The following is an 18,027-nucleotide window of genomic DNA, read 5'->3' on the forward strand; positions in this document are numbered from 1 at the left end:
CTTAAACGGGCAACAGATCAAAGGCAGCAAGGGGACACAGCACCAACCCGAAACCGGCCAGCTTCACGACCCAGCGAGGCTTGAAAGGCATCAGAAAAACCAGCAGCACCGCGCTGCCCATCAATACGGCAAACCACTGCGCCAAGCCTACACCCCAACCCGCATCATTGACTGCAACGAACGAAGAAACCGCCAGAAACAGCCAGCCCGCGAGCCTGAGCAGACGACTGCGCCGTGCAGTCAATGGACCGCTCAGCAACTCGCCGTAATGCCGGGACATGGACAGGCACAAGGCCGTGAAACCGATGTAACAGAGCAACGCCGCCAGCAACATCAACTGGCCTCCTGGCGGCTGACAGCAATGCCAGCGCTCTTGCGCACAGGCTTTTCGGCATGCTCGGCCCTGAACTTGAGCGCCGCCCAGCCGAGGAACAGGCCGGTCCCCAGCGCCGTCAGGTCAAAGGCCGGCAGCACCCAGCTTCCCTGTTGCAACGCGGCGATCAGGTAATGACCGTCGGTCAGCAGATCGAGCACCGGCAAACCGATAAACAACAACGCCCCCAGCCCCAGTTGCTCGCGCCAGGCACTCTGGCCACTGCGCAGCACGGCATGCAGCACCGACAGGCCCCAGACGATAAAGAACACATTCACTTCCCAGCCTGCACGTCCGGCCAGCCCGGCCGGAATAACCCGATTGGCCCAGAAGAACGCCGCCACCGCGAGCATCAGGCCCGACATGCTGGCGATGTTCAACACCTCGACCAGACGCAACTCGAAAGGCAGCACGCTGGCCTTGGCATGCTTGAGACGGCGCTTGCCGAGCCACATGACCAGCCCGGTGCCGATCATCGCGGTTCCGGCCACGCCGAAGACGAAGTACAGCCAGCGAAGGGTCGGCCCGGCAAAGTGACCGACATGCAGGCCATACATGCCGCTGGAGATCAGCATCGGCACAGGCCGTGGAGGGGTTTCGTTCTGCAGGACACCGCTCACGCCATGGAAGGTCAGCGCACCGCCGCGATCCGGCGTGATGCTGCCTTTGTCGTCACGGGTCAGCAGCACCGAAGCATTGCTGTCGCCAGGATTGTTGACCACTACGCGCCCCACCTGATCGCCATTCCAGCGCTCGCTGGCCGAGGCCAGAAGCGGAGCGAGCGGCAGCAACTCGGCAGGCTTGCCATCAGGCCCTGGCATGTTCGAGCCGGGGAACACTTCGTTGTAGAAGGCCTGCACAGTGCCGTAGCTGGTCAGGATGCTGGCAGGCATTACCATCGACATGAAGATCACCAGACTGCTGTAGGTAATCATCAAATGAAACGGCAGCACCAGCACACCCAGGGCGTTATGGCCATCCAGCCAGGAACGCTGGCCCTTGCGTGGCCGGAAGGTGAAGAACTCCTTGAAGATCTTCTTGTGCACGATGATGCCGGTCACCAGCGCCACGAACATCACCATCGCCGCAATGGTCGCCAGCCAGCGGCCCCAGGGGTGCGGCATCTGCAACTGGTAATGGAAGCGGTAGAAGAAGTCGCCGCCCCGTGTTTCCCGCGCCTGCACCGGAGCGCCGGTCCGGGTGTCCAGGACCTTGCGGACAAAGTTGTTGCGCTGACCGGGCTTGCCTTCAGGCAGCCAGCCCACCATCAGGCCCGGCGAACGCTCGTCGGGCATATTGATAAACCAGCGCGTGGCACCCGCCGCATGCTGTTGCAGATAACTCTGCGCCAGCCGGATATTGGCTTCGGCATTCACAGGACGGGCAGCGATTTCCGGCTGCATCCATTGGGTGATCTCATCCTTGAAGTAGGAAAGCGTCCCGGTCAGGAAAATCGCGAACAGCAGCCAGCCAAACACCAGCCCGACCCAGGTATGCAGCCAGGCCATGGCCTGACGAAAACCATCCTTCATGACAGCCACCGACCACAGGCATAAGCGGCCCCCAGAATTGCGCTGGGCAATAACACGCCAACCCACGCCTGCATTGCCGTGCGACAGGCAAAGCACCAGAGCACAGCCACCAGATACACCAGAAACGAAAGCATCATGCCGGTGATCACCGCTTCGGCCCGAGGGACCGGCAGCCACTGGGCGACACAGATGCTGGTGACGGAAGCCAGCAGGTAGCCCGCAAAGATTGCCGCCAGCACACGGGAAGTGACGGCCAGCCGATAGGAAACAGAGACTCCGGTGGCTTTCGCAGGACGTTTTTTGACCGCTGGGCTATTGAGGGCTGAGCCGTGCATCCGAGAACCTTTACCCGATCTTGAAAGGCAATGAAAACGTGTGGGTCGGCATGGCAAAGGCCCTGTCACCAGACCGCCGGGCAGAAAGTTCGCACCCAGGCACGAGAATAAAGCGCAATATTAATGATAAATATTCTCATATGCAAAAGAGTCTGACAGAATCGACGCCCTCAATGAGTCCCCGTGGATTTTTCTACGCGATGCACACCGTCCAGCCCGCTCTCAGTCATACCGTCGAAGGTCTGTATCAGGATCATCATTCCTGGCTCACGACCTGGCTGCGACGCCGACTCGGCTGCCCACACAGTGCGGCGGATCTGGCCCAGGACACCTTCGTCAAAGTGATACTGGCCCGCGACACAACCCAGATCATCGAGCCTCGGGCCTTTCTGACCACCATCGCCAAGCGGGTGCTGTGCAATCACTACAGACGCCAGGATCTGGAGCGCGTCTATTACCAGGCCCTGGCCGAATTGCCGGAGTGCGTGGCACCTTCCGAGGAAGACCGGGCGATCATCCTGCAGACTCTGGTGGAACTGGACCAATTGCTGGACGGCCTGCCGGCAGCGGTCAAACGCGCCTTCCTGCTTTCCCAGGTCGATGGCCTGAGCCATGGCGAAATCGCCTCGCAACTGGGGATTTCCATCGCGACGGTCAAGCGTCACCTGAACAAGGCCGCGCTGCGCTGCTACTTCGCCCTATGAACCCGAATGCCGAATCCCTGAACAAGTCAGACATTTCCCCCGCCGTGGCCAGGCAGGCCGTGGGCTGGATGATCGAAATGCAGGAAGGCGGCCTGGATTCCCGTCGTCAGCAAGCCTGGCAGCAGTGGCTCAATGGCAATAGCGAACACCAGCGCGCCTGGGCGCATATCCAGCGGGTCAACCAGCGTCTGAGCGGATTGTCTTCGCCATTGGCCCATGCGGCGCTCAATGCACCGTCCTCCACCGGTCGCCGGCAGGCACTCAAGCTCTTGCTGCTGTTGGGCGCAGGTTCCGCGGCAGGCTGGGGATTGCGTGAACAGATCGCCTTGCAGCCCCTGCTGGCCGACCTGCGCAGTGGCGTCGGCGAGCAACGCAAGGAGACGCTGAGCGACGGCACGCAAGTGCAACTCAATACCGCCAGCGCCCTGGATGTGCGCTTCGATGCCCAGCAGCGATTCATCAAACTGCTGCAAGGCGAGATCCTGATGACAGCGGCTGCCGACTCACGCCCACTGAACCTGCTGACCGCCGAAGGCGTGGTGCATGCTTCGACTGCGGCCAGCCGTTTCAACCTGCGACAACTGGACGGCCGCACACAATTGGCCGTGCTGGCCGGTTCACTCGAACTCAGCCCTGTCGATCATCTCGGTCCGCCATTGCGGTTGCAGGCCAGACAGCAAGTGACCTTCAGCCGCGACGCCTGGGACCCGGTGCGTCCGACAGACGCCAGCACCGGAGCCTGGGCCGAAGGCATGCTGGTCGCTTCGCACATGAAGCTGACGGACTTTCTGGCCGAACTGAGCCGCTACCGTCGCGGGCGACTCAACTGCGATGCCAGGGTCGCCAATCTGCTGATTTCCGGCAGTTATCCGCTGGCCGACAGCGAGCGCATCCTCGACATGCTGGAAGTCGCCCTGCCCGTTCGCGTGCAGCGCTTTACCCGGTATTGGGTGAGTGTTCAGGCGCGGGTGTGAACAAAATGCGTGGGAGGCAGCTTGCTGGCGAAAAAGGCCTGAAAACCGGCAGATATTCTGCGTCTGTACGCTGAAGTCGCCAGCAAGCTGCCTCCAACAAAGTGATTTATCAATTTTTTTCAAATCCGGTGAGCCGTTTTCAACCGCTCGCGTGACAGACAGGGAAAGCACCTCTTAATCCTCCAGATCAAAGGACTCCTGCATGTCATCCCGATCGCCCCAACTCTCCCCCCTGGTTCGCACCCTGCGGCATATCATTTTCGGCGCGAGCCTGTCGTTGGGCGGTCTGTCGCTGGCACATGCTGCCGATGCCAAGGCCTATCACATTGCCCCGAGCGAACTCGAAACCGCGTTGAACCAGTTCGGTCGGGAAGCGGGCGTGATGATTTCCTATGGCTCGCAAGTGACCAGCGGCCTGAAAAGCCGTGGGCTGGAAGGTCAATACACACCCGAGCAAGGCCTGGCCGCCTTGCTGGAAGGCACTGGCCTGCAGGCAGTGGCCGACGGCAATCAAGGTTTTTCCCTGCAACCGGTGAGCACTGCGGGTAGCGGCCCTGTGGAGCTGGGTGCATCGACCATTGTCGGTGACTGGCTGGGTGAAGCGCAGCAGACCAACGTCTTCGAGCATCCCGGTGCCCGTGACGTGATTCGTCGAGAGGAATTCGAGCGCAACGGCTCCACCAGCGCCCGCGAAGTGCTCAACCGTATTCCGGGTGTCAACGCACCGGAAAACAACGGCACCGGCAGCCATGACATGGCGCTGAACTTCGGCATTCGCGGCCTCAACCCGCGTCTGGCTTCGCGCTCCACGGTGCTGATGGACGGGATTCCGGTGCCGTTCGCGCCTTATGGCCAGCCTCAACTGTCGCTTGCGCCGATCAGCCTGGGCAACATGGATGCCGTGGACGTGGTACGTGGCGGCGGTGCCGTGCGTTATGGTCCGCAGAACGTCGGCGGGATCGTCAACTTCGTGACCCGCGCCATCCCGGACGAACCGACCATGAAAGGCTCGGTGCAGACCGAGATCAGCCCGTCTTCCACCCAGGATGGTTTCAAGAAAACCGGCAACCTGCTGCTCGGCGGCACGGCGGAAAATGGCCTGGGCGGCGCGATTCTGTATTCCGGCGTACGCGGCAGCGACTGGCGCGAACACAGCGATACCCAGATCGACGATTTGATCCTCAAGGGCAAATACCAGATCGACGACGCCAATAGCCTCAACGCCATGGCGCAGTATTACGAAGGCGAAGCCGAGATGCCCGGCGGCCTGAGTGTCGCGGACTACGATGCCGACCCGTATCAGTCGACGCGCCTGAAAGACAAGTTCTGGGGCCGTCGTACCCTGGCCAACTTCGGCTATCGCTACGAGCAGGACGCCCGGGTGTTCACCGCCAACACCTTCTTCACCAAGACCCTGCGCAGCGGTTATCTGGAACAGGGCAACATCGTCACCCTGTCACCGCGCGAATACTGGGTACGCGGTTTCGAAACCCGTTTCTCCCAAGGCTTCGCACTGGGCGAGAGTTGGCATGAAGTCGGTCTAGGTTATCGCTACATCAACGAATCCGGCCATGAAGTGCGCTACAACGAAACCACTGCCTCGCAAATCATGCCCAGCACGTCGAGCACGCAAGACCGCGACACCCGTGGCTACACCGATGCCAAGGCGTTCTACATCGACGACCGCATCGATATCGGCAAGTGGACCATCACGCCCGGCATTCGCTACGAGATGATCGACACGGCGCAGTCCAACAACCAGACCAACGTCAAATACCAGGGTGATTACAACACGGCTCTGCCGGCCCTGAACGTGCTCTACCACGTCACGGACACCTGGAACCTTTACGCCAACACCGAAGGCTCGTTCGGCAGCGTGCAGTACAGCCAGATGCCCAACCGCGTCAACGGCGGCGAGGTCCAACCGGAAAAGGCACGGACCTGGGAACTGGGCACCCGTTACGACAACGGTGTGCTGCGCGCAGAGATCGGTGCATTCCTGATCAACTTCGACAACCAGTACGACACCAACCAGACCGACAACCGCATCATCGCTCGCGGCGAAACCCGTCATCAGGGTATCGAAAGCAGCATCAACTACGCGCTGAGCGACCTGAGCCCGGCGCTGGACGCCTACGAGGTTTACGCCAGCTATGCGTTCGTGGATGCAACCATCCGCGAAGACGGCCCGAACAAAGGCAATCGCGTGCCCTTCTCGTCCAGACACAAGGGCACCCTGGGTGTGAGGTACACCGAAGGTCCATGGAAGCTGAATCTGGACAGCTCGTTCCAGAGCGATCAGTTCGCCGACAACGCCAACACCGTGGCAGAAAACGCCAGCGGCAGCACCGGCAGGATTCCCGGCTACATGCTGTTCAGCACCCGCGCCGCCTATGACTTCGGGCCGAAAATGTCTGACCTGAACGTGGCAGTGGGCGTGAAGAACATCTTCAACCGCGAATACTTCACCCGCTCGTTCGATGACAACAACCGCGGCAAGTACGTGGGCGAACCGCGCACGGTGTATGTGCAGACATCCGTCGCGTTTTAAGAGGGCAGATTCATGCGCTCCTGCTGCGTGCAGGAGCGACTGCAATCGCGAAAGACTGGATGAGAATCCATTGCATTCAAACAATATTTTTGCTGCGAAATATTTCTTCCATTTAGGGCTTGAATTGTTGGCTCATTGCCGCCAACACTGTGCTTGAGCGCAAACGAAATCGAGCTCGCAAGAAATCGATCAATGAGCCTCACACGAGCAAGCCCTAATAAGGATTAACTATGCAAATCCAGGTCAATAGCGATAATCACATCGAAAGCAGTATCCGACTGGAGGAGTGGGTTCGTACCACCATTGAAAGCACGCTCGAACGCTACGACGAATATGTAACCCGCGTCGAAGTTCACCTCAGCGATGAAAACGGCGAAAAACCAGGTCCGCATGACATCCGCTGCCAGATAGAGGCCCGTCCAAAAGGCCATCAACCGATTTCCGTCACCCAGAAGGCCGATACCATCGATCAGGCCGTTGATGGTGCAGCCGAAAAACTCGATCACGCCCTTGAGCATCTTTTGGGCAAACTGCGCAGCAAACGTGGCGGCGCACCCCTACCCCATGAACAGGATGAGGATTCGGTCAGCCCGGACGCCCTGCTGGAGGAAGAATTTCTCGAGAAAGAACAGGAAAAGGAAGCCGCTCGGCTTTGATAACCACTCCCTGACGCATTGATCACATAACGAAGGGCGGCCCTGAAAAGGCCGCCCTTCCTGCTTTCATGGCAGCGGGTGCACCTCAAAAGAGCATTACGTGCCTCCTTGCCCGCTTCAATCCGGCATTCACAACGCGCCCCCTTCGCACTCTTGCAGCCGTCCGTCGAATTATAAATCCGCTATCCAATGCCTTCCCGAGCAGGCACTCACGATCCCTGCTTCATGCGCAGTATGTTGCTCGACATGTATTCGACGCCTCACACATCAACCGAAAACCACCCGGCAGGGCAACCACTCTCTTCCCTCAAAAAGATGCCTTTGCCCCCCGAATGCGGGTATCGAAGGTGTATCGACTACGCCGGGACGCAGCAGGCCAAACACTGAAAAAACCTGGCCATCGCATTCGCACAGGCCGGGAATCCAACTCGCTGAAAGCGGCGTCATTGCTCACAGAGAAACCGTGCCTGCGCCTGGATGAGCAGCCGTGCGGCGAGCTCGGGCTCACTGTCTTGCAGGACATGGCCCGAACCATGCAATAGCTTGATGGCGATGCACTGTCAGGCGAGTCATTGATGGGCTGGCTTGACGTACATCGCGAGCAAGAGAAACGTGCCAATGGTCAGGCACTGAGAACTAAAGGGACTAATACCCGGTCAATTTATGCAGTTCACATAGACAGGTAGAAGATATGGATAATCCTTTTCAGATGATCACCGATACCTTCCATCCCGATTACCGGGTGAATCTGAGCATCCAGGGACTGGATGGCAGCATCATGCTGACACTGTCGAACGAAAAGGGCATCGTCGCCAAGCGCCTGATCAGCGCCGCGCAACGCAACGACCCCGAACGCCTGCGCCGCCTCATCGAAAGCGTGCAATTCGGCATCGCCATCGAGCGCGGCGACAGCGCCCTGAAAATCCTCACCGCCATGACCGATGGCGTAACCCTCAGCCAGGTGCCGATTCTCACCAGCGGCAACTGGCAGCCGAATCGACAGGATCGGTCGGACCGGGCGATGGGGTTTTGAACCGGTATTGGCAGGCTGCGTCTACAGCCTGCCAAGCCCCCTCACATCCCGTGGGAGGGAGCTTGCTCGCGACAGCCTCATAAAAGCTTAATGAGCGCGCTTGCCCGCAACCAACCTCTGCGAACGGCAAATGATCTCCTGTCTACGCAAAATGCTGGCTGTCGATGTAACTTCAGCTAACGAAATCCCTCGTTTGCAGGCCGTTTCTTACGGACCTGTCTCTATCATCTGCACGAACTTTCCTAGAAAATCCCATCCCCTTGCGTGGGCATTTTTGGCTCTCTAGGCTGTGTCGGTCACTGCACATCAGTGATCGGGTTTAGCAGCCTGAGAGCTTAGTCACGCAAAAAGTATCGCCTATGGCGGCTTTGCGTGGGGCACCTTCGGGTGCGCCGGTTTTGGCTAAGTTCCCGGTCTGCTAACCCGCGTCAAAGTCGCCACCCTCTATCATCGTTTAGCAGCGATTGGCAGGTGGCCTTACGAGGACTTAGCCATGAAAAAGTTAACACCCGATCCACCTGCCCCATCGCTCGAAGAATCCCTGCTCCACATCTCCGAACTGCTGCGCTGCGCAGCCGCCACCGCCTACGAATCCGGCGACAGCCTCAATGGCCCGAAACGTGATCTGGCTTTTTCTGTTGTGCATCTGATCGGGATGGCCAGGAGTGAGCTGGATCGGTCGTTGGAGCGGGTGGAGGTGCGGTAAGGCTGTTGCAATTGTGTGGGGTCGGATTGGGTGATGCTCTGCATTATCCGGTCCGATGGCATAATTTTGTGGATATACGGGCTGCTATCCAGTCTCACGGAACAATCAATTTTTCTTTCTCCTCCTGTGTGACTGCAATTGCTTGATCGGCTGTTTGCGAGAGCATTTGGCTGAAACTTTGGTAGTTGTGACCGGCTGAAATCGACCCAAAGCTGACGGTGGCGGCAGGTAGAAATCGGCCTTGAGCAGACATTCATGAGGCGACGTCAGTGGGACTGCTACTAAGCACCTCATAGGTCAACCCAGCCTCAAAATATGATGCTCTCCACTCAAGGAATCCTACTTCTGGCTCGCACAACAAGAGAACGGTACATCCAGCCTCCCCCATTGAAACCCTTTCCACCACGGCGATATCTCCAGGAGCCGCCTCCCGAGAACTTATCCAGTCCCTGAGTACCACCGCCGCCCGATCAATAGTGATCAGTTTTATGATACTGCCCTTGGAAAGTGTCATGCCGTCTTGCCTAAACTTGTGAACGTATCTGGCTTGTAAACCTATTTGGAGATTTAAGGAAGGTCTGCTCCTGGCCGTTTTCTGCCATCTGGCGACGGGCAGAGAACGGCCAAAAGCTAACACACCAAACCCAGTAAAACCGAAGCACCCGCTCCGGTCCCACAACCCCCTCAAACCTCCCCCTTCTCCTCCGTCACCGCCCCTTTCACATTGCTATACGGATCCGGGATCTTCGCCGACGGATACTTGTACGACGCATAACGCACCACCAGGATCGAGATCGCCAGCAGCAGAATGCCGCCGCACAGGTAGATGATCCCCATACCCGGCGGGTTATGGTGCGAGACGTCGGAGATCAGCAACCGGGTCAGTGCCGTGATGGCGACGTAGATCAGGAAGCGGACGGGCATGTGGTTGGTCTTGAAGTAAATCCCGGTCATCGCGCCCAGTTCGAGGTAGATGAACAGCAGCAGGATGTCATCGACCGTGATGTTGCCTTTTTCGACCATGCCCAGAAAGGCGACGATCGAGGCCCAGGCAGTGATGGCGCCGATGGCGAACAGTGCCAGGAAGTGGAAGCTCTCCACGCACAGATTCCCCAGCGATTCGGCCTGCGAATGCACTTTTTGCCGCATCTTTTCTGCCCATTTGTTTCCCATGACGCTTTACCCCTGAACCTGATTTTTTGCCAAGCGGATGATGCTACATGCAGATGACAGTCTGCAGCGCTGCTTTTTAAAGCAGGAACAGGGCCAAGGCCAGGGTTGGGGGCGCGACGGGTTGTCGCAAGCAATAGCAAAAAAAAGGGATTGCAGACCGTTTTTGAAGGTGGCTTGCGGACATGGCACCGAGTTGCCTGAAGGCGCTTGAGGTCAGGTTTGCCGGTGCAGAGACGCGCGATGGGAATCGCTGCTTTTCAAATCAAACAGGACCCGACGCGAGTGCCGGGTCCTGCGGTATCGCTTTAGCGCACCTCTGTCTGCCACGCCCTGTAAAAGATAGGCACACCGCCAGGATTGCTGATGGATGCATAGTTATAGCCCGGGGCAAATGACTGACCGCCCGCGAAGGTATAACCAAAAGCGCTAAACTCAAAACCACCACCGACCTGCTCCAACTCTGTCTCGCTCAGCAGTCGCAGTTCTGGATCACTATGAGGCGTCTCATGTGGATTTTTCAGGTTCATTGCTTGCTTCATGTCGTCTTTACCTCTGAACGGGTCATTAAACAGTTGAGTCTTACGCACCATGGATCTACGTCAGACCAAGTTATTAAAGGTCACTACTGACAACCGCTTCAATAGCACAGATGGACTATGCACCATAATATCTTTACGCCACCAATTCCTATATACATACTCGCATGGCGAGCCATCCAGAGATGAATTTTAAATAATAAATTTCAGACAGACATGGAACTTTCAGAATCAATTGAAATCACGCGAGATGGACATCATTCAGAAGCCGCAGGCGAGCACTTCAATATAACGCGCACGCTCATCGATCAAAGAGCATACCTCATCGCCCATACCTGATAACCGAAGCTCATCCCGGCTAATGGGTCGCTCCGGCCCGGAGTATGCAAACGGACACCATTGACATGTCCCCCAGCGATAACGCCTTGATCGACTCGACGGCTTCTTGGGAGTCTGCGGTAGTTTTTAAGCATTCATGTACTTCTCCATAAATGACATCTAATGAATACGCTCACAATGAGCGACTGTATTACGGGTCGAGCGTTCTTGAGTCGTATCCGCAGCAAAAAATTCCAAATAGGCAAACTCAGAAAGAGATAGTACGGATGAGCTATAGCTCTTGAACATCGAGGCTTGCGTTGTCGCTACGCCACAAGAGCCTTTTTGCCACTAGTCCATATGTGCTATTGAGATTATCGACTGTCAGCGCTTTAATTCTTCACGTTCCAAATAAACCGATGCCAACCAGCCTTTTCCTGCTTTCAACTTGTTCAGGTGGCCGCTGCATGGGCATGTCGGGCCAACTGTTTAAGTGCGCCTGAAACATTGTCGAGCTTCCATCGTCTTTATGGCGCATCCCTGATGATTGACACGATGCAAATTCATGCTCTTTCGACCTGAAGCACTCGACGCGCAAAAGCGCAGTACTCTGGGTACGGTCTTGCTGGTCAGCCCGTTGTCGATGCGGCTGGCGGCGGCAGTATCGCTGCTGTTCTGCATCTGCATGGCCCTGTTTCTGACGTTCGCTACATACACCAAACGCACCGCAGCCAGCGGCGTGCTACTGCCCGAAAATGGCCTGATCAGGATCTACGCCCCCCAGGCCGGTGTGGTCAACAGCCTCGATGTTGCCGAAGGGCAACCCGTGAACACCGGTGCAGTGCTGATGGCGTTGTCCAGCGACACGCAGAACGGTGAGGCAGGTGGCTCGCAACAGGCGATCAGCCTTTCGATCAAACGGCGTCTGGAAAGTCTCACCCGGGAGATCGACGAAACCCTTGCCTTGCACCGTCAGGAACTGGATGGCAAGAAGCGTCAGGTCGAAGCTCTGGAAACGGAGCAGCAGAAAATACTCGCGCAAATCGACCTTACTCGTCAGCGGCTGGCATTGACCAAGGGAATGGCCGAACGCTACGCCGACCTGCAACGCCAGGACTATGTGTCCCGTGATCAGTTGCAGGAAAAGGAAGATGCCGTTCTGGACATGCGCCTGCGTGGCGAAGAACTCAATCGCTCACTGCTGACGGTGCGGGCCGAAAGTACAAGGCTGCGGGCGGAACTGGTCGAACTGCCGTTCAACCAGAGCAAGCAAATGGCCGAGTTGCAACGCAGGCTGGCCGAGAGTCAGGATCGGCTGATTGAAAGCGAAACCAAGCGGGAAGTTCTCATCACGGCCCCGACAACCGGTGAAGCGACAGCCATTGCGGTTTCCAACGGTTCACGAGTCGACAGTGCGCGACCGTTGCTGAGCATTGTGCCTGCCGATGCAAACCTGCACGCGGAATTGTATCTACCCAGTCGCTCCGTGGGTTTTGTAAGCGCAGGCGATACCGTGATGCTGCGTTACCAGGCATATCCCTATCAGCGCTTTGGCTTGCAGCCGGGCACGGTTTCGTCGATTTCACGCACCGCATTGCCAGCCGAGGAAGTGATGACGCTGGGCAATGTCTCCGAGCAGTCGCGTGAACAGGGTCCCTTTTATCGCGTCACGGTAGCCCTGGCGTCTCAAACCATCGAAGGCCAGGACGTACGCGAGCGTTTGCGCTCCGGCATGCAACTGGACGCCGACATCATGCAGGAAAAGTTGCCGCTTTATGAGTGGTTGCTCGAGCCTTTGCGCGGAATAGGAAAGCGGCTTTGAACCTGAGAAATGCTTTCACTTTTGGGGTCGGCAGAAAAATGCCGGTAGTGCTTCAGGCCGAAGCCACTGAATGTGGTCTGGCGTGCGTGGCCATGATTGCCAGTTATCACGGTCAGCACAGCGACCTCTTTTCGCTGCGCCAGCGTCTCTCACCCTCGATGAAAGGGGTCAATCTCAAACAACTGACTCGCATGGCAGCACAACTCGGACTGGGCAGCCGGGCATTGCGGGTCGAGCTGGGCGCACTGGGTCAGTTGCAATTGCCCTGTGTGCTGCACTGGAACTTCAACCATTTTGTGGTGCTCAAGGAGGTCAGCGCGCACGGCGTGGTGCTGCATGATCCCGGGCGCGGCCTGTGCAAGCTGTCGCTGGAAGAAGTGTCGGCAGCCTTTACCGGTGTGGCTCTGGAGCTGTGGCCGGAGAGTGATTTCCAGCCGGTCGCTGCCCAGCCGCCAATCCCGTTACGCAAGCTGCTGGGGCGCGTGCAAGGGTTTGGCCGGGTGCTTGTCCAGGTGCTGCTTCTGGCGTTGGCGCTGGAACTGTGCACCATCCTGAGCCCGTTCTTCATGCAGACCGTCATCGACAAGGTGCTGGTCAGTGCCGATCTGGATCTGCTGGCAGTGCTGGCAATCGGTTTTGGCATTCTGCTGATCATTCAGAACGCCGTCTCGCTGGCCCGTGCGTGGGCGCTGATGTATCTGGGCACCATGCTCGGCTCGCAGTGGCAGATCAACGTCTTCACCCATCTGCTGCGTTTGCCGGTGGCGTTTTTCGAGCGTCGCCATCTGGGCGATATTGTCTCGCGCTTCGGCTCCCTGAAGTCGATCCAGCAAACGGTCACCACCTCGTTCATCGAAGCCATACTCGACGGTCTCATGACGGTCGTCACACTGGGTCTGATGATTGCCTACAGCCCGATACTGGCGCTCGTGGCCGTGGTGGCAATGGTCATATATGCCTTGGCACGCTGGGCCTGGTTCGGGCCTTTGCGCCGGGCCAGCGAGAATCAGCTCGTGCATGCTGCCCGTCAGCAGTCGCATTTTCTGGAAAGCGTACGAGGCGTGCGCACCATCAAGCTGTTCAACCGTCATGAACAGCGTTGCAATGCCTGGAGCGCTTTACTGGTCGAAGAAATCAACGCCGGCCTGCAGCCCCAGAAACTGCAACTGGCCTATCGCACCTTCAACGGCGTGCTGTTCGGGCTGGTCACGATCATTGTCATCTGGCTGGGAGCCAGGCTGGTTCTGGAAGGACAGTTCAGTGCCGGGATGCTGATTGCATTCAACTCCTACAAGGAACAGTTCAACGGTCGTGTGGCCAGCCTGATAGACAAGATCGTGGACGTGATTATGCTGCGCCTGCATGGCGAACGACTGGCTGACATTGTGTTGCACGATGCCGAGCCGGTTCCCGGCCCGGATGCATTCGATGAAACCGGCAATGACAAGGTGCCCAGCCTTGAAGTGCGTCAATTGCGCTTTCGCTATTGCGAGCATGAACCTTACGTGCTGGACGATGTGTCGCTTCATGTCCGCCCAGGCGAGTCGGTCGCCATCGTTGGTCCGTCGGGCGGCGGTAAAAGTACCCTGCTCAATATCATGCTGGGCATTCTCGCTCCCAGCGCTGGCAGTGTTTTGCTGGATGGCCTGCCGGTCGGACCTGAAAACATCAGCAGGCTGCGTCGCATAACCGGCACGGTACTTCAGGATGACGTGCTGTTCGCTGGGTCGATTGGCGACAATATCAGCTTTTTCGAGGCCGGTGCCGACCAGCAATGGATCGAGCAGTGCGCGCGTCTGGCCGCAGTCCACGATGATATCGCGCAGATGCCGATGGGCTACAACACGCTGGTGGGAGATATGGGAACGGTACTGTCCGGAGGCCAGAAACAGCGGGTATTGCTGGCCCGCGCCCTTTATAAAAAACCGCAGTTGCTGTTTCTCGACGAAGCGACCAGCCACCTGGATATCGCACGTGAAGCGGCGGTCAATCAGGCGCTGCAAGCGTTGCAAATTACCAGGGTCATTGTTGCCCACCGACCGGACACCATTCGCACGGCTGACAGGGTCGTGGCGCTTGCCAATGGCCGGGTTGTCTATGATGGTCCCGTGCTCGAAGAGCCGACAACACAAGGTTCCGGGTCATGATTCGTCGTGTCGGCTGGTGGAGCCTGTTGAGCACCACCGGCATGTTACTGACGTCCATGTGCATGGCTGACATCCGCGCAGAGGCTTGCCCGGGCTCCAGTCGCCTTCCCGACACCCTTGATCTCTCTGTGGCGGTGTCTGTCGCGTTATGCGCCGACCCAAGACTGCGTGAAGCGTGGCTCACCGAACTGGCCCGACAGGCAGAACTGGATGCCGAGTACTCCGCCTACTACCCGACCGTAGAGGGGCAGTTTCAGAAAGGCCGGGCAGGCAAGAGCATACGTTATCCGGATTTCTCCGAAGCCAATTCCAGACTGAACTCCAATACCAGCATCTATGGCCTCAATATGAGCTGGGTACTGTTCGATTTCGGCCTTCGCGCCGCCAAAGTCGAAAGTGCCCGCCAACTGCTGAGCGTCGCCAGTAACAGCCGGATTGAAGAGGTGCAGAAGTCGATGCTGGCCACCGCCAAGGTTTTCTATCAGGTGCAGGCCAATACCGCATTACTGCAAGCCAGAATCAGTGCAGAACGTCTTGCGGACAACAGCCTGAAAGCGGCCGATGCAAAGTATCGCGCCGGTGCCGGCGAGCAGACTGATCGCCTGCAGGCGCAATCCAGTTATGCCGAAGCCCAACTGGACCGGATAACGGCGCAAGGCGATCTGGCGGTTGCACAAGGCGAGCTGGCCAGTCAGTTGGGGCTGTCGCCTGCTACCCCGCTCAAACTGGTCGCTCTGGATGAGCCGGGCAGCGAAGAGGTCGCGTTTCTGGGTGACGTCAATGTGCTGATGGAACAGGCAAGGGCTTCCCACCCGGCCATCGAAAAGGCACGGGCGGACTGGGCTGCAAGCCAGGCCAGGGTGGAAGCGGCAAAAGCTCAGGGACGGCCAAGCGTGTCGCTATTCAGTAACTACAGCCGTCAGGACACACCGATAGAGCAGGTTTCCACCCGACAGGAAATAGACACCTGGACGATTGGGGTGCAGATCACGGTGCCGATTTTCGACGGTTTCCTCAATCGGCGCAGGGCTCGGGCCGCCAGTTACGAAAGTGCGGCTCGTGAACAGGCGTTGCATGACGTTGAAAACAGTATTGCGCTGAACGTCTGGAAAAGCCGACAGGCGCTGGAATCCCGAACCCGGGCGCTGGCAATCAGTCGTCTTTTTGTCGAGAGTGCGAGCAAGTCTTATGAAATCGCTCAAGGCCGCTATAAAGCAGGTGTGGGCAGTATCATTGAGCTTCTGCGCTCACAGAACGATCTGGCGGCAGCGAATCAGAAGCGTGTGGAGTCCCTGGTCAGCTGGCATAACGCCAAGCTCCAGTTGGCATCCGACCTTGGCAGTCTGCATATCGGAGAATGAGGGCTGGAGGGAGATCAAGCTGCTGCGGCCACTCGGACCGATACATCCCGACTTCGGCACTTGTTGTCGATGCACAGGGAAAGGAGAAAGGTGTCCTGGCCTGCACACAGGCAGCCGCAGGCCAAGGAACACCGGACATCAGCCAACGAACGGTCCACGAATGACCGACGGTGGAGGCACATCAGGAAATGGATAGATGCAGATCGGGTCCGGCTTGATCACGCCGATGCCGGGCACTGGCATGATAGTGAAAACGGTACCGCCGCTGACACTGCGCAGTTCGGCGTCGGTCAGTTCATGAACCTGAGCGGAAACACGATCGGATGGCGTGCAGATGGTTTTCTGATTGCAACTGATCATGGCAAACCTCTTGATAGAGATGTGGGGTGATATTTATACACAGAACACTCGAACAGGATTGCCTACCCCTCATTGGCTATCCACTTCTCCGGACACTAGTTCATGTGATTTCTGTAGCGGGAGTCAGTGAACAGCAACTTGGGATTCAGGCAAACCTGGCGGATTGTCTGATATGTACATTCGGTTTCATGAACCGGATATTTCATGCAGCTCATCGTCATCGTGAGGGCGAATGACGGTGGCGACTGCAGCGAACATGCCCGCGAAACCAATGTAATACCAATGGAAGTCCAGAATGGCTGCTGTAAGGAAACAAAACACCGCAACCCGGAACAGTCCTGACGGTTTGACGTTTTTTCCAAACAGCCTGTTACGATCAGAAATCATGACAGTCTCCAGTGTTCGACATGGATGACGAATTGCGTCACTCATGCGATGGGACTCGGCTACAACGCCATCGTCTGGTAGGCGTCGAAGGCACTGGCGGCAGCTACACCCACCAGGATGGCGCCGGCACCGACAGCCGTAACCGGGGCCAGTGCTGTTGCAGCCGCCACTACACCAAAGGCTGCAACACCTTCGCCAACAGTCATGCCGCCGCCGATGAGTGACATTTCATTTTCGCTGAGCTCACGCACAACCAAATTCTCATTCATGTTTAATTACCTTATATCTAACGTCAGTTAAAACCCGTTGGGTAAATAGGTGATTATCCCTTTATGGAATCATAAAGCGCTGGCCACACCGTTTCATGGTTGGCCACATTCATCATTAGTGAATGTGCAATGAATTTGAATAGTACAGATGTACTAAGTATTGCATGCCTCACTCTGGACAATCGGTTTCTGCGGAGCTCATGACCTTGAAACAAGATGGCCTGGACTGCCCAGATTGTCTGCGCGCCTCCCATAGCGACATGATCGGATACCTGCTCGTTCAATCGCTTTGACTGGCCCGCGACAGGTTTTGCAGCGATGATGTCATTGGCCGTTGCCCCGGGGTGTTTCCGACACTACCGTTCTTTCAGGGCCTGGACCACTATCCAAAGGAAGCGGATTGGCTTATGCTAACCACTGTACAAAAACACAGTAATCGCTAAATTTATCGCAAAGGCATGTGAGGTGGTTAATGGCCGTCGAAGTGGTATACCGCAGCAGCCGAGATCTGGAGCGTTTGTTCATGGATAAAGCCGAAGCTGATCGTCATGACAAGATGCTTGAACTCGCCGAGTTGCTGGCAACAGTGTTGAACAAGGCCGTGCCGTCTCTGACGGAAGCCCAGGTTGAAGAAGCCGGGATCTACATGGCGAAAAACCGCGACATCTTCGCCCGCGCCTTCAAGAGCCAGCCGGATGCGTTGAATGAGTTGTTGAGTGAAACGGCGGATGAGGCCGAGTGAATCGGGGTTCGCGAATGAATAGGCTCCTACAAGAGCCAATTCATTCGC

General features: G+C 57.4%; 18 protein-coding genes. 10 read left to right on the forward strand and 8 right to left on the reverse strand.

All coding sequences use genetic code 11. The annotated features are described in order from the left end of the window. Position 1 precedes the first annotated feature (1 nt). The 3 genes from JSY17_RS17510 to JSY17_RS17520 are packed head-to-tail and all read right to left on the reverse strand — an operon-like array spanning position 2 to position 2,240. Positions 2-334: a DUF3325 domain-containing protein gene (locus JSY17_RS17510; protein ID WP_206402545.1), complete on the reverse strand. Its 333-nt coding sequence runs from the start codon at positions 332-334 to the stop codon at positions 2-4. Continuing rightward, a complete protein-coding gene (locus JSY17_RS17515; protein ID WP_206402601.1) occupies positions 334-1,881 on the reverse strand; it encodes a PepSY-associated TM helix domain-containing protein in 1,548 nt (515 codons plus the stop codon). Before JSY17_RS17515 ends, JSY17_RS17510 begins: the two co-directional genes overlap by 1 nt. 20 nt (positions 1,882-1,901) lie before the next feature. Further along, positions 1,902-2,240, reverse strand: a complete 339-nt coding sequence (locus tag JSY17_RS17520; protein ID WP_117186919.1) for a DUF3649 domain-containing protein — start codon at positions 2,238-2,240, stop codon at positions 1,902-1,904. A gap of 200 nt (positions 2,241-2,440) precedes the next feature. Between JSY17_RS17520 and JSY17_RS17525 the strand changes: the two genes are divergently transcribed. The 6 genes from JSY17_RS17525 to JSY17_RS17550 all read left to right on the forward strand — a co-directional run bounded on the left by JSY17_RS17525 (position 2,441) and on the right by JSY17_RS17550 (position 8,864). Next, on the forward strand, positions 2,441-2,944 hold the full coding sequence (locus JSY17_RS17525) for a sigma-70 family RNA polymerase sigma factor (RefSeq protein ID WP_206402602.1): 504 nt from the start codon (positions 2,441-2,443) through the stop codon (positions 2,942-2,944). Continuing rightward, a complete protein-coding gene (locus JSY17_RS17530) occupies positions 2,941-3,918 on the forward strand; it encodes a FecR domain-containing protein (RefSeq protein ID WP_206402547.1) in 978 nt (325 codons plus the stop codon). Before JSY17_RS17525 ends, JSY17_RS17530 begins: the two co-directional genes overlap by 4 nt. Positions 3,919-4,120: 202 nt before the next feature. Further along, positions 4,121-6,469, forward strand: a complete 2,349-nt coding sequence (gene fecA, locus JSY17_RS17535; protein ID WP_117167011.1) for a TonB-dependent Fe(3+) dicitrate receptor FecA — start codon at positions 4,121-4,123, stop codon at positions 6,467-6,469. Positions 6,470-6,699: 230 nt separating this feature from the next. Then, positions 6,700-7,125, forward strand: coding sequence for an HPF/RaiA family ribosome-associated protein (locus JSY17_RS17540; protein WP_117167010.1), 426 nt, complete (start codon positions 6,700-6,702; stop codon positions 7,123-7,125). 691 nt (positions 7,126-7,816) lie between these two features. Next, on the forward strand, positions 7,817-8,158 hold the full coding sequence (locus JSY17_RS17545) for a DUF3509 domain-containing protein (protein ID WP_232849522.1): 342 nt from the start codon (positions 7,817-7,819) through the stop codon (positions 8,156-8,158). A 493-nt stretch (positions 8,159-8,651) separates the two neighbouring features. Then, complete coding sequence (locus JSY17_RS17550) at positions 8,652-8,864, forward strand: DUF6124 family protein (RefSeq protein ID WP_117167009.1); 213 nt, start codon at positions 8,652-8,654, stop codon at positions 8,862-8,864. Positions 8,865-9,548: 684 nt separating this feature from the next. Here the strand turns inward: JSY17_RS17550 and JSY17_RS17555 are convergent. Both JSY17_RS17555 and JSY17_RS17560 read right to left on the reverse strand, forming a co-directional pair. After that, entirely contained in the window at positions 9,549-10,037 is a 489-nt protein-coding gene (locus JSY17_RS17555) for a phosphate-starvation-inducible protein PsiE (RefSeq protein ID WP_117167007.1), read from the reverse strand. Between the two features lie 305 nt (positions 10,038-10,342). After that, positions 10,343-10,576 (reverse strand): hypothetical protein, encoded by a 234-nt coding sequence (locus JSY17_RS17560; protein WP_206402548.1) that lies wholly within the window; start codon positions 10,574-10,576, stop codon positions 10,343-10,345. Positions 10,577-11,456: 880 nt separating this feature from the next. Here JSY17_RS17560 and JSY17_RS17565 point away from each other — a divergent pair. The 3 genes from JSY17_RS17565 to JSY17_RS17575 are packed head-to-tail and all read left to right on the forward strand — an operon-like array spanning position 11,457 to position 16,221. Further along, a complete protein-coding gene (locus tag JSY17_RS17565; protein WP_206402549.1) occupies positions 11,457-12,713 on the forward strand; it encodes an HlyD family secretion protein in 1,257 nt (418 codons plus the stop codon). After that, entirely contained in the window at positions 12,710-14,860 is a 2,151-nt protein-coding gene (locus JSY17_RS17570) for a peptidase domain-containing ABC transporter (protein WP_201013355.1), read from the forward strand. Before JSY17_RS17565 ends, JSY17_RS17570 begins: the two co-directional genes overlap by 4 nt. Next, positions 14,857-16,221 (forward strand): TolC family protein, encoded by a 1,365-nt coding sequence (locus JSY17_RS17575; RefSeq protein WP_201013354.1) that lies wholly within the window; start codon positions 14,857-14,859, stop codon positions 16,219-16,221. The genes JSY17_RS17570 and JSY17_RS17575 overlap by 4 nt, the downstream gene beginning before the upstream one ends. Positions 16,222-16,359: 138 nt before the next feature. Here JSY17_RS17575 and JSY17_RS17580 read toward each other — a convergent pair whose 3' ends face one another. From JSY17_RS17580 to JSY17_RS17590, 3 genes are all read right to left on the reverse strand, one after another. Further along, on the reverse strand, positions 16,360-16,581 hold the full coding sequence (locus JSY17_RS17580; RefSeq protein ID WP_201013353.1) for a hypothetical protein: 222 nt from the start codon (positions 16,579-16,581) through the stop codon (positions 16,360-16,362). 186 nt (positions 16,582-16,767) lie between these two features. After that, on the reverse strand, positions 16,768-16,968 hold the full coding sequence (locus tag JSY17_RS17585; protein ID WP_201013352.1) for a hypothetical protein: 201 nt from the start codon (positions 16,966-16,968) through the stop codon (positions 16,768-16,770). 59 nt (positions 16,969-17,027) lie between these two features. Then, a complete protein-coding gene (locus JSY17_RS17590; RefSeq protein ID WP_232849523.1) occupies positions 17,028-17,237 on the reverse strand; it encodes a hypothetical protein in 210 nt (69 codons plus the stop codon). 472 nt (positions 17,238-17,709) lie between these two features. Between JSY17_RS17590 and JSY17_RS17595 the strand changes: the two genes are divergently transcribed. Then, complete coding sequence (locus JSY17_RS17595; protein ID WP_117167006.1) at positions 17,710-17,979, forward strand: YebG family protein; 270 nt, start codon at positions 17,710-17,712, stop codon at positions 17,977-17,979. The last annotated feature ends 48 nt before the right edge of the window (positions 17,980-18,027 follow it).

The sequence above is a fragment of the Pseudomonas capsici genome (assembly GCF_017165765.1).
In the GTDB taxonomy this organism is placed as follows: domain Bacteria; phylum Pseudomonadota; class Gammaproteobacteria; order Pseudomonadales; family Pseudomonadaceae; genus Aquipseudomonas; species Aquipseudomonas capsici.

Coding starts and splice junctions, on each gene's coding strand:
- JSY17_RS17575 (WP_201013354.1), top strand. CDS start 14,857: ATGATTCGTCGTGTCGGCTGGTGGAGCCTGTTGAGCACCACCGGCATG.
- JSY17_RS17595 (WP_117167006.1), top strand. CDS start 17,710: ATGGCCGTCGAAGTGGTATACCGCAGCAGCCGAGATCTGGAGCGTTTG.
- JSY17_RS17555 (WP_117167007.1), bottom strand. CDS start 10,037: ATGGGAAACAAATGGGCAGAAAAGATGCGGCAAAAAGTGCATTCGCAG.
- JSY17_RS17580 (WP_201013353.1), bottom strand. CDS start 16,581: ATGATCAGTTGCAATCAGAAAACCATCTGCACGCCATCCGATCGTGTT.
- JSY17_RS17540 (WP_117167010.1), top strand. CDS start 6,700: ATGCAAATCCAGGTCAATAGCGATAATCACATCGAAAGCAGTATCCGA.
- JSY17_RS17525 (WP_206402602.1), top strand. CDS start 2,441: ATGCACACCGTCCAGCCCGCTCTCAGTCATACCGTCGAAGGTCTGTAT.
- JSY17_RS17515 (WP_206402601.1), bottom strand. CDS start 1,881: ATGGCCTGGCTGCATACCTGGGTCGGGCTGGTGTTTGGCTGGCTGCTG.
- JSY17_RS17550 (WP_117167009.1), top strand. CDS start 8,652: ATGAAAAAGTTAACACCCGATCCACCTGCCCCATCGCTCGAAGAATCC.
- fecA (WP_117167011.1), top strand. CDS start 4,121: ATGTCATCCCGATCGCCCCAACTCTCCCCCCTGGTTCGCACCCTGCGG.
- JSY17_RS17545 (WP_232849522.1), top strand. CDS start 7,817: ATGGATAATCCTTTTCAGATGATCACCGATACCTTCCATCCCGATTAC.
- JSY17_RS17585 (WP_201013352.1), bottom strand. CDS start 16,968: ATGATTTCTGATCGTAACAGGCTGTTTGGAAAAAACGTCAAACCGTCA.
- JSY17_RS17530 (WP_206402547.1), top strand. CDS start 2,941: ATGAACCCGAATGCCGAATCCCTGAACAAGTCAGACATTTCCCCCGCC.
- JSY17_RS17590 (WP_232849523.1), bottom strand. CDS start 17,237: ATGAATGAGAATTTGGTTGTGCGTGAGCTCAGCGAAAATGAAATGTCA.
- JSY17_RS17510 (WP_206402545.1), bottom strand. CDS start 334: ATGTTGCTGGCGGCGTTGCTCTGTTACATCGGTTTCACGGCCTTGTGC.
- JSY17_RS17565 (WP_206402549.1), top strand. CDS start 11,457: ATGCTCTTTCGACCTGAAGCACTCGACGCGCAAAAGCGCAGTACTCTG.
- JSY17_RS17520 (WP_117186919.1), bottom strand. CDS start 2,240: ATGCACGGCTCAGCCCTCAATAGCCCAGCGGTCAAAAAACGTCCTGCG.
- JSY17_RS17560 (WP_206402548.1), bottom strand. CDS start 10,576: ATGAAGCAAGCAATGAACCTGAAAAATCCACATGAGACGCCTCATAGT.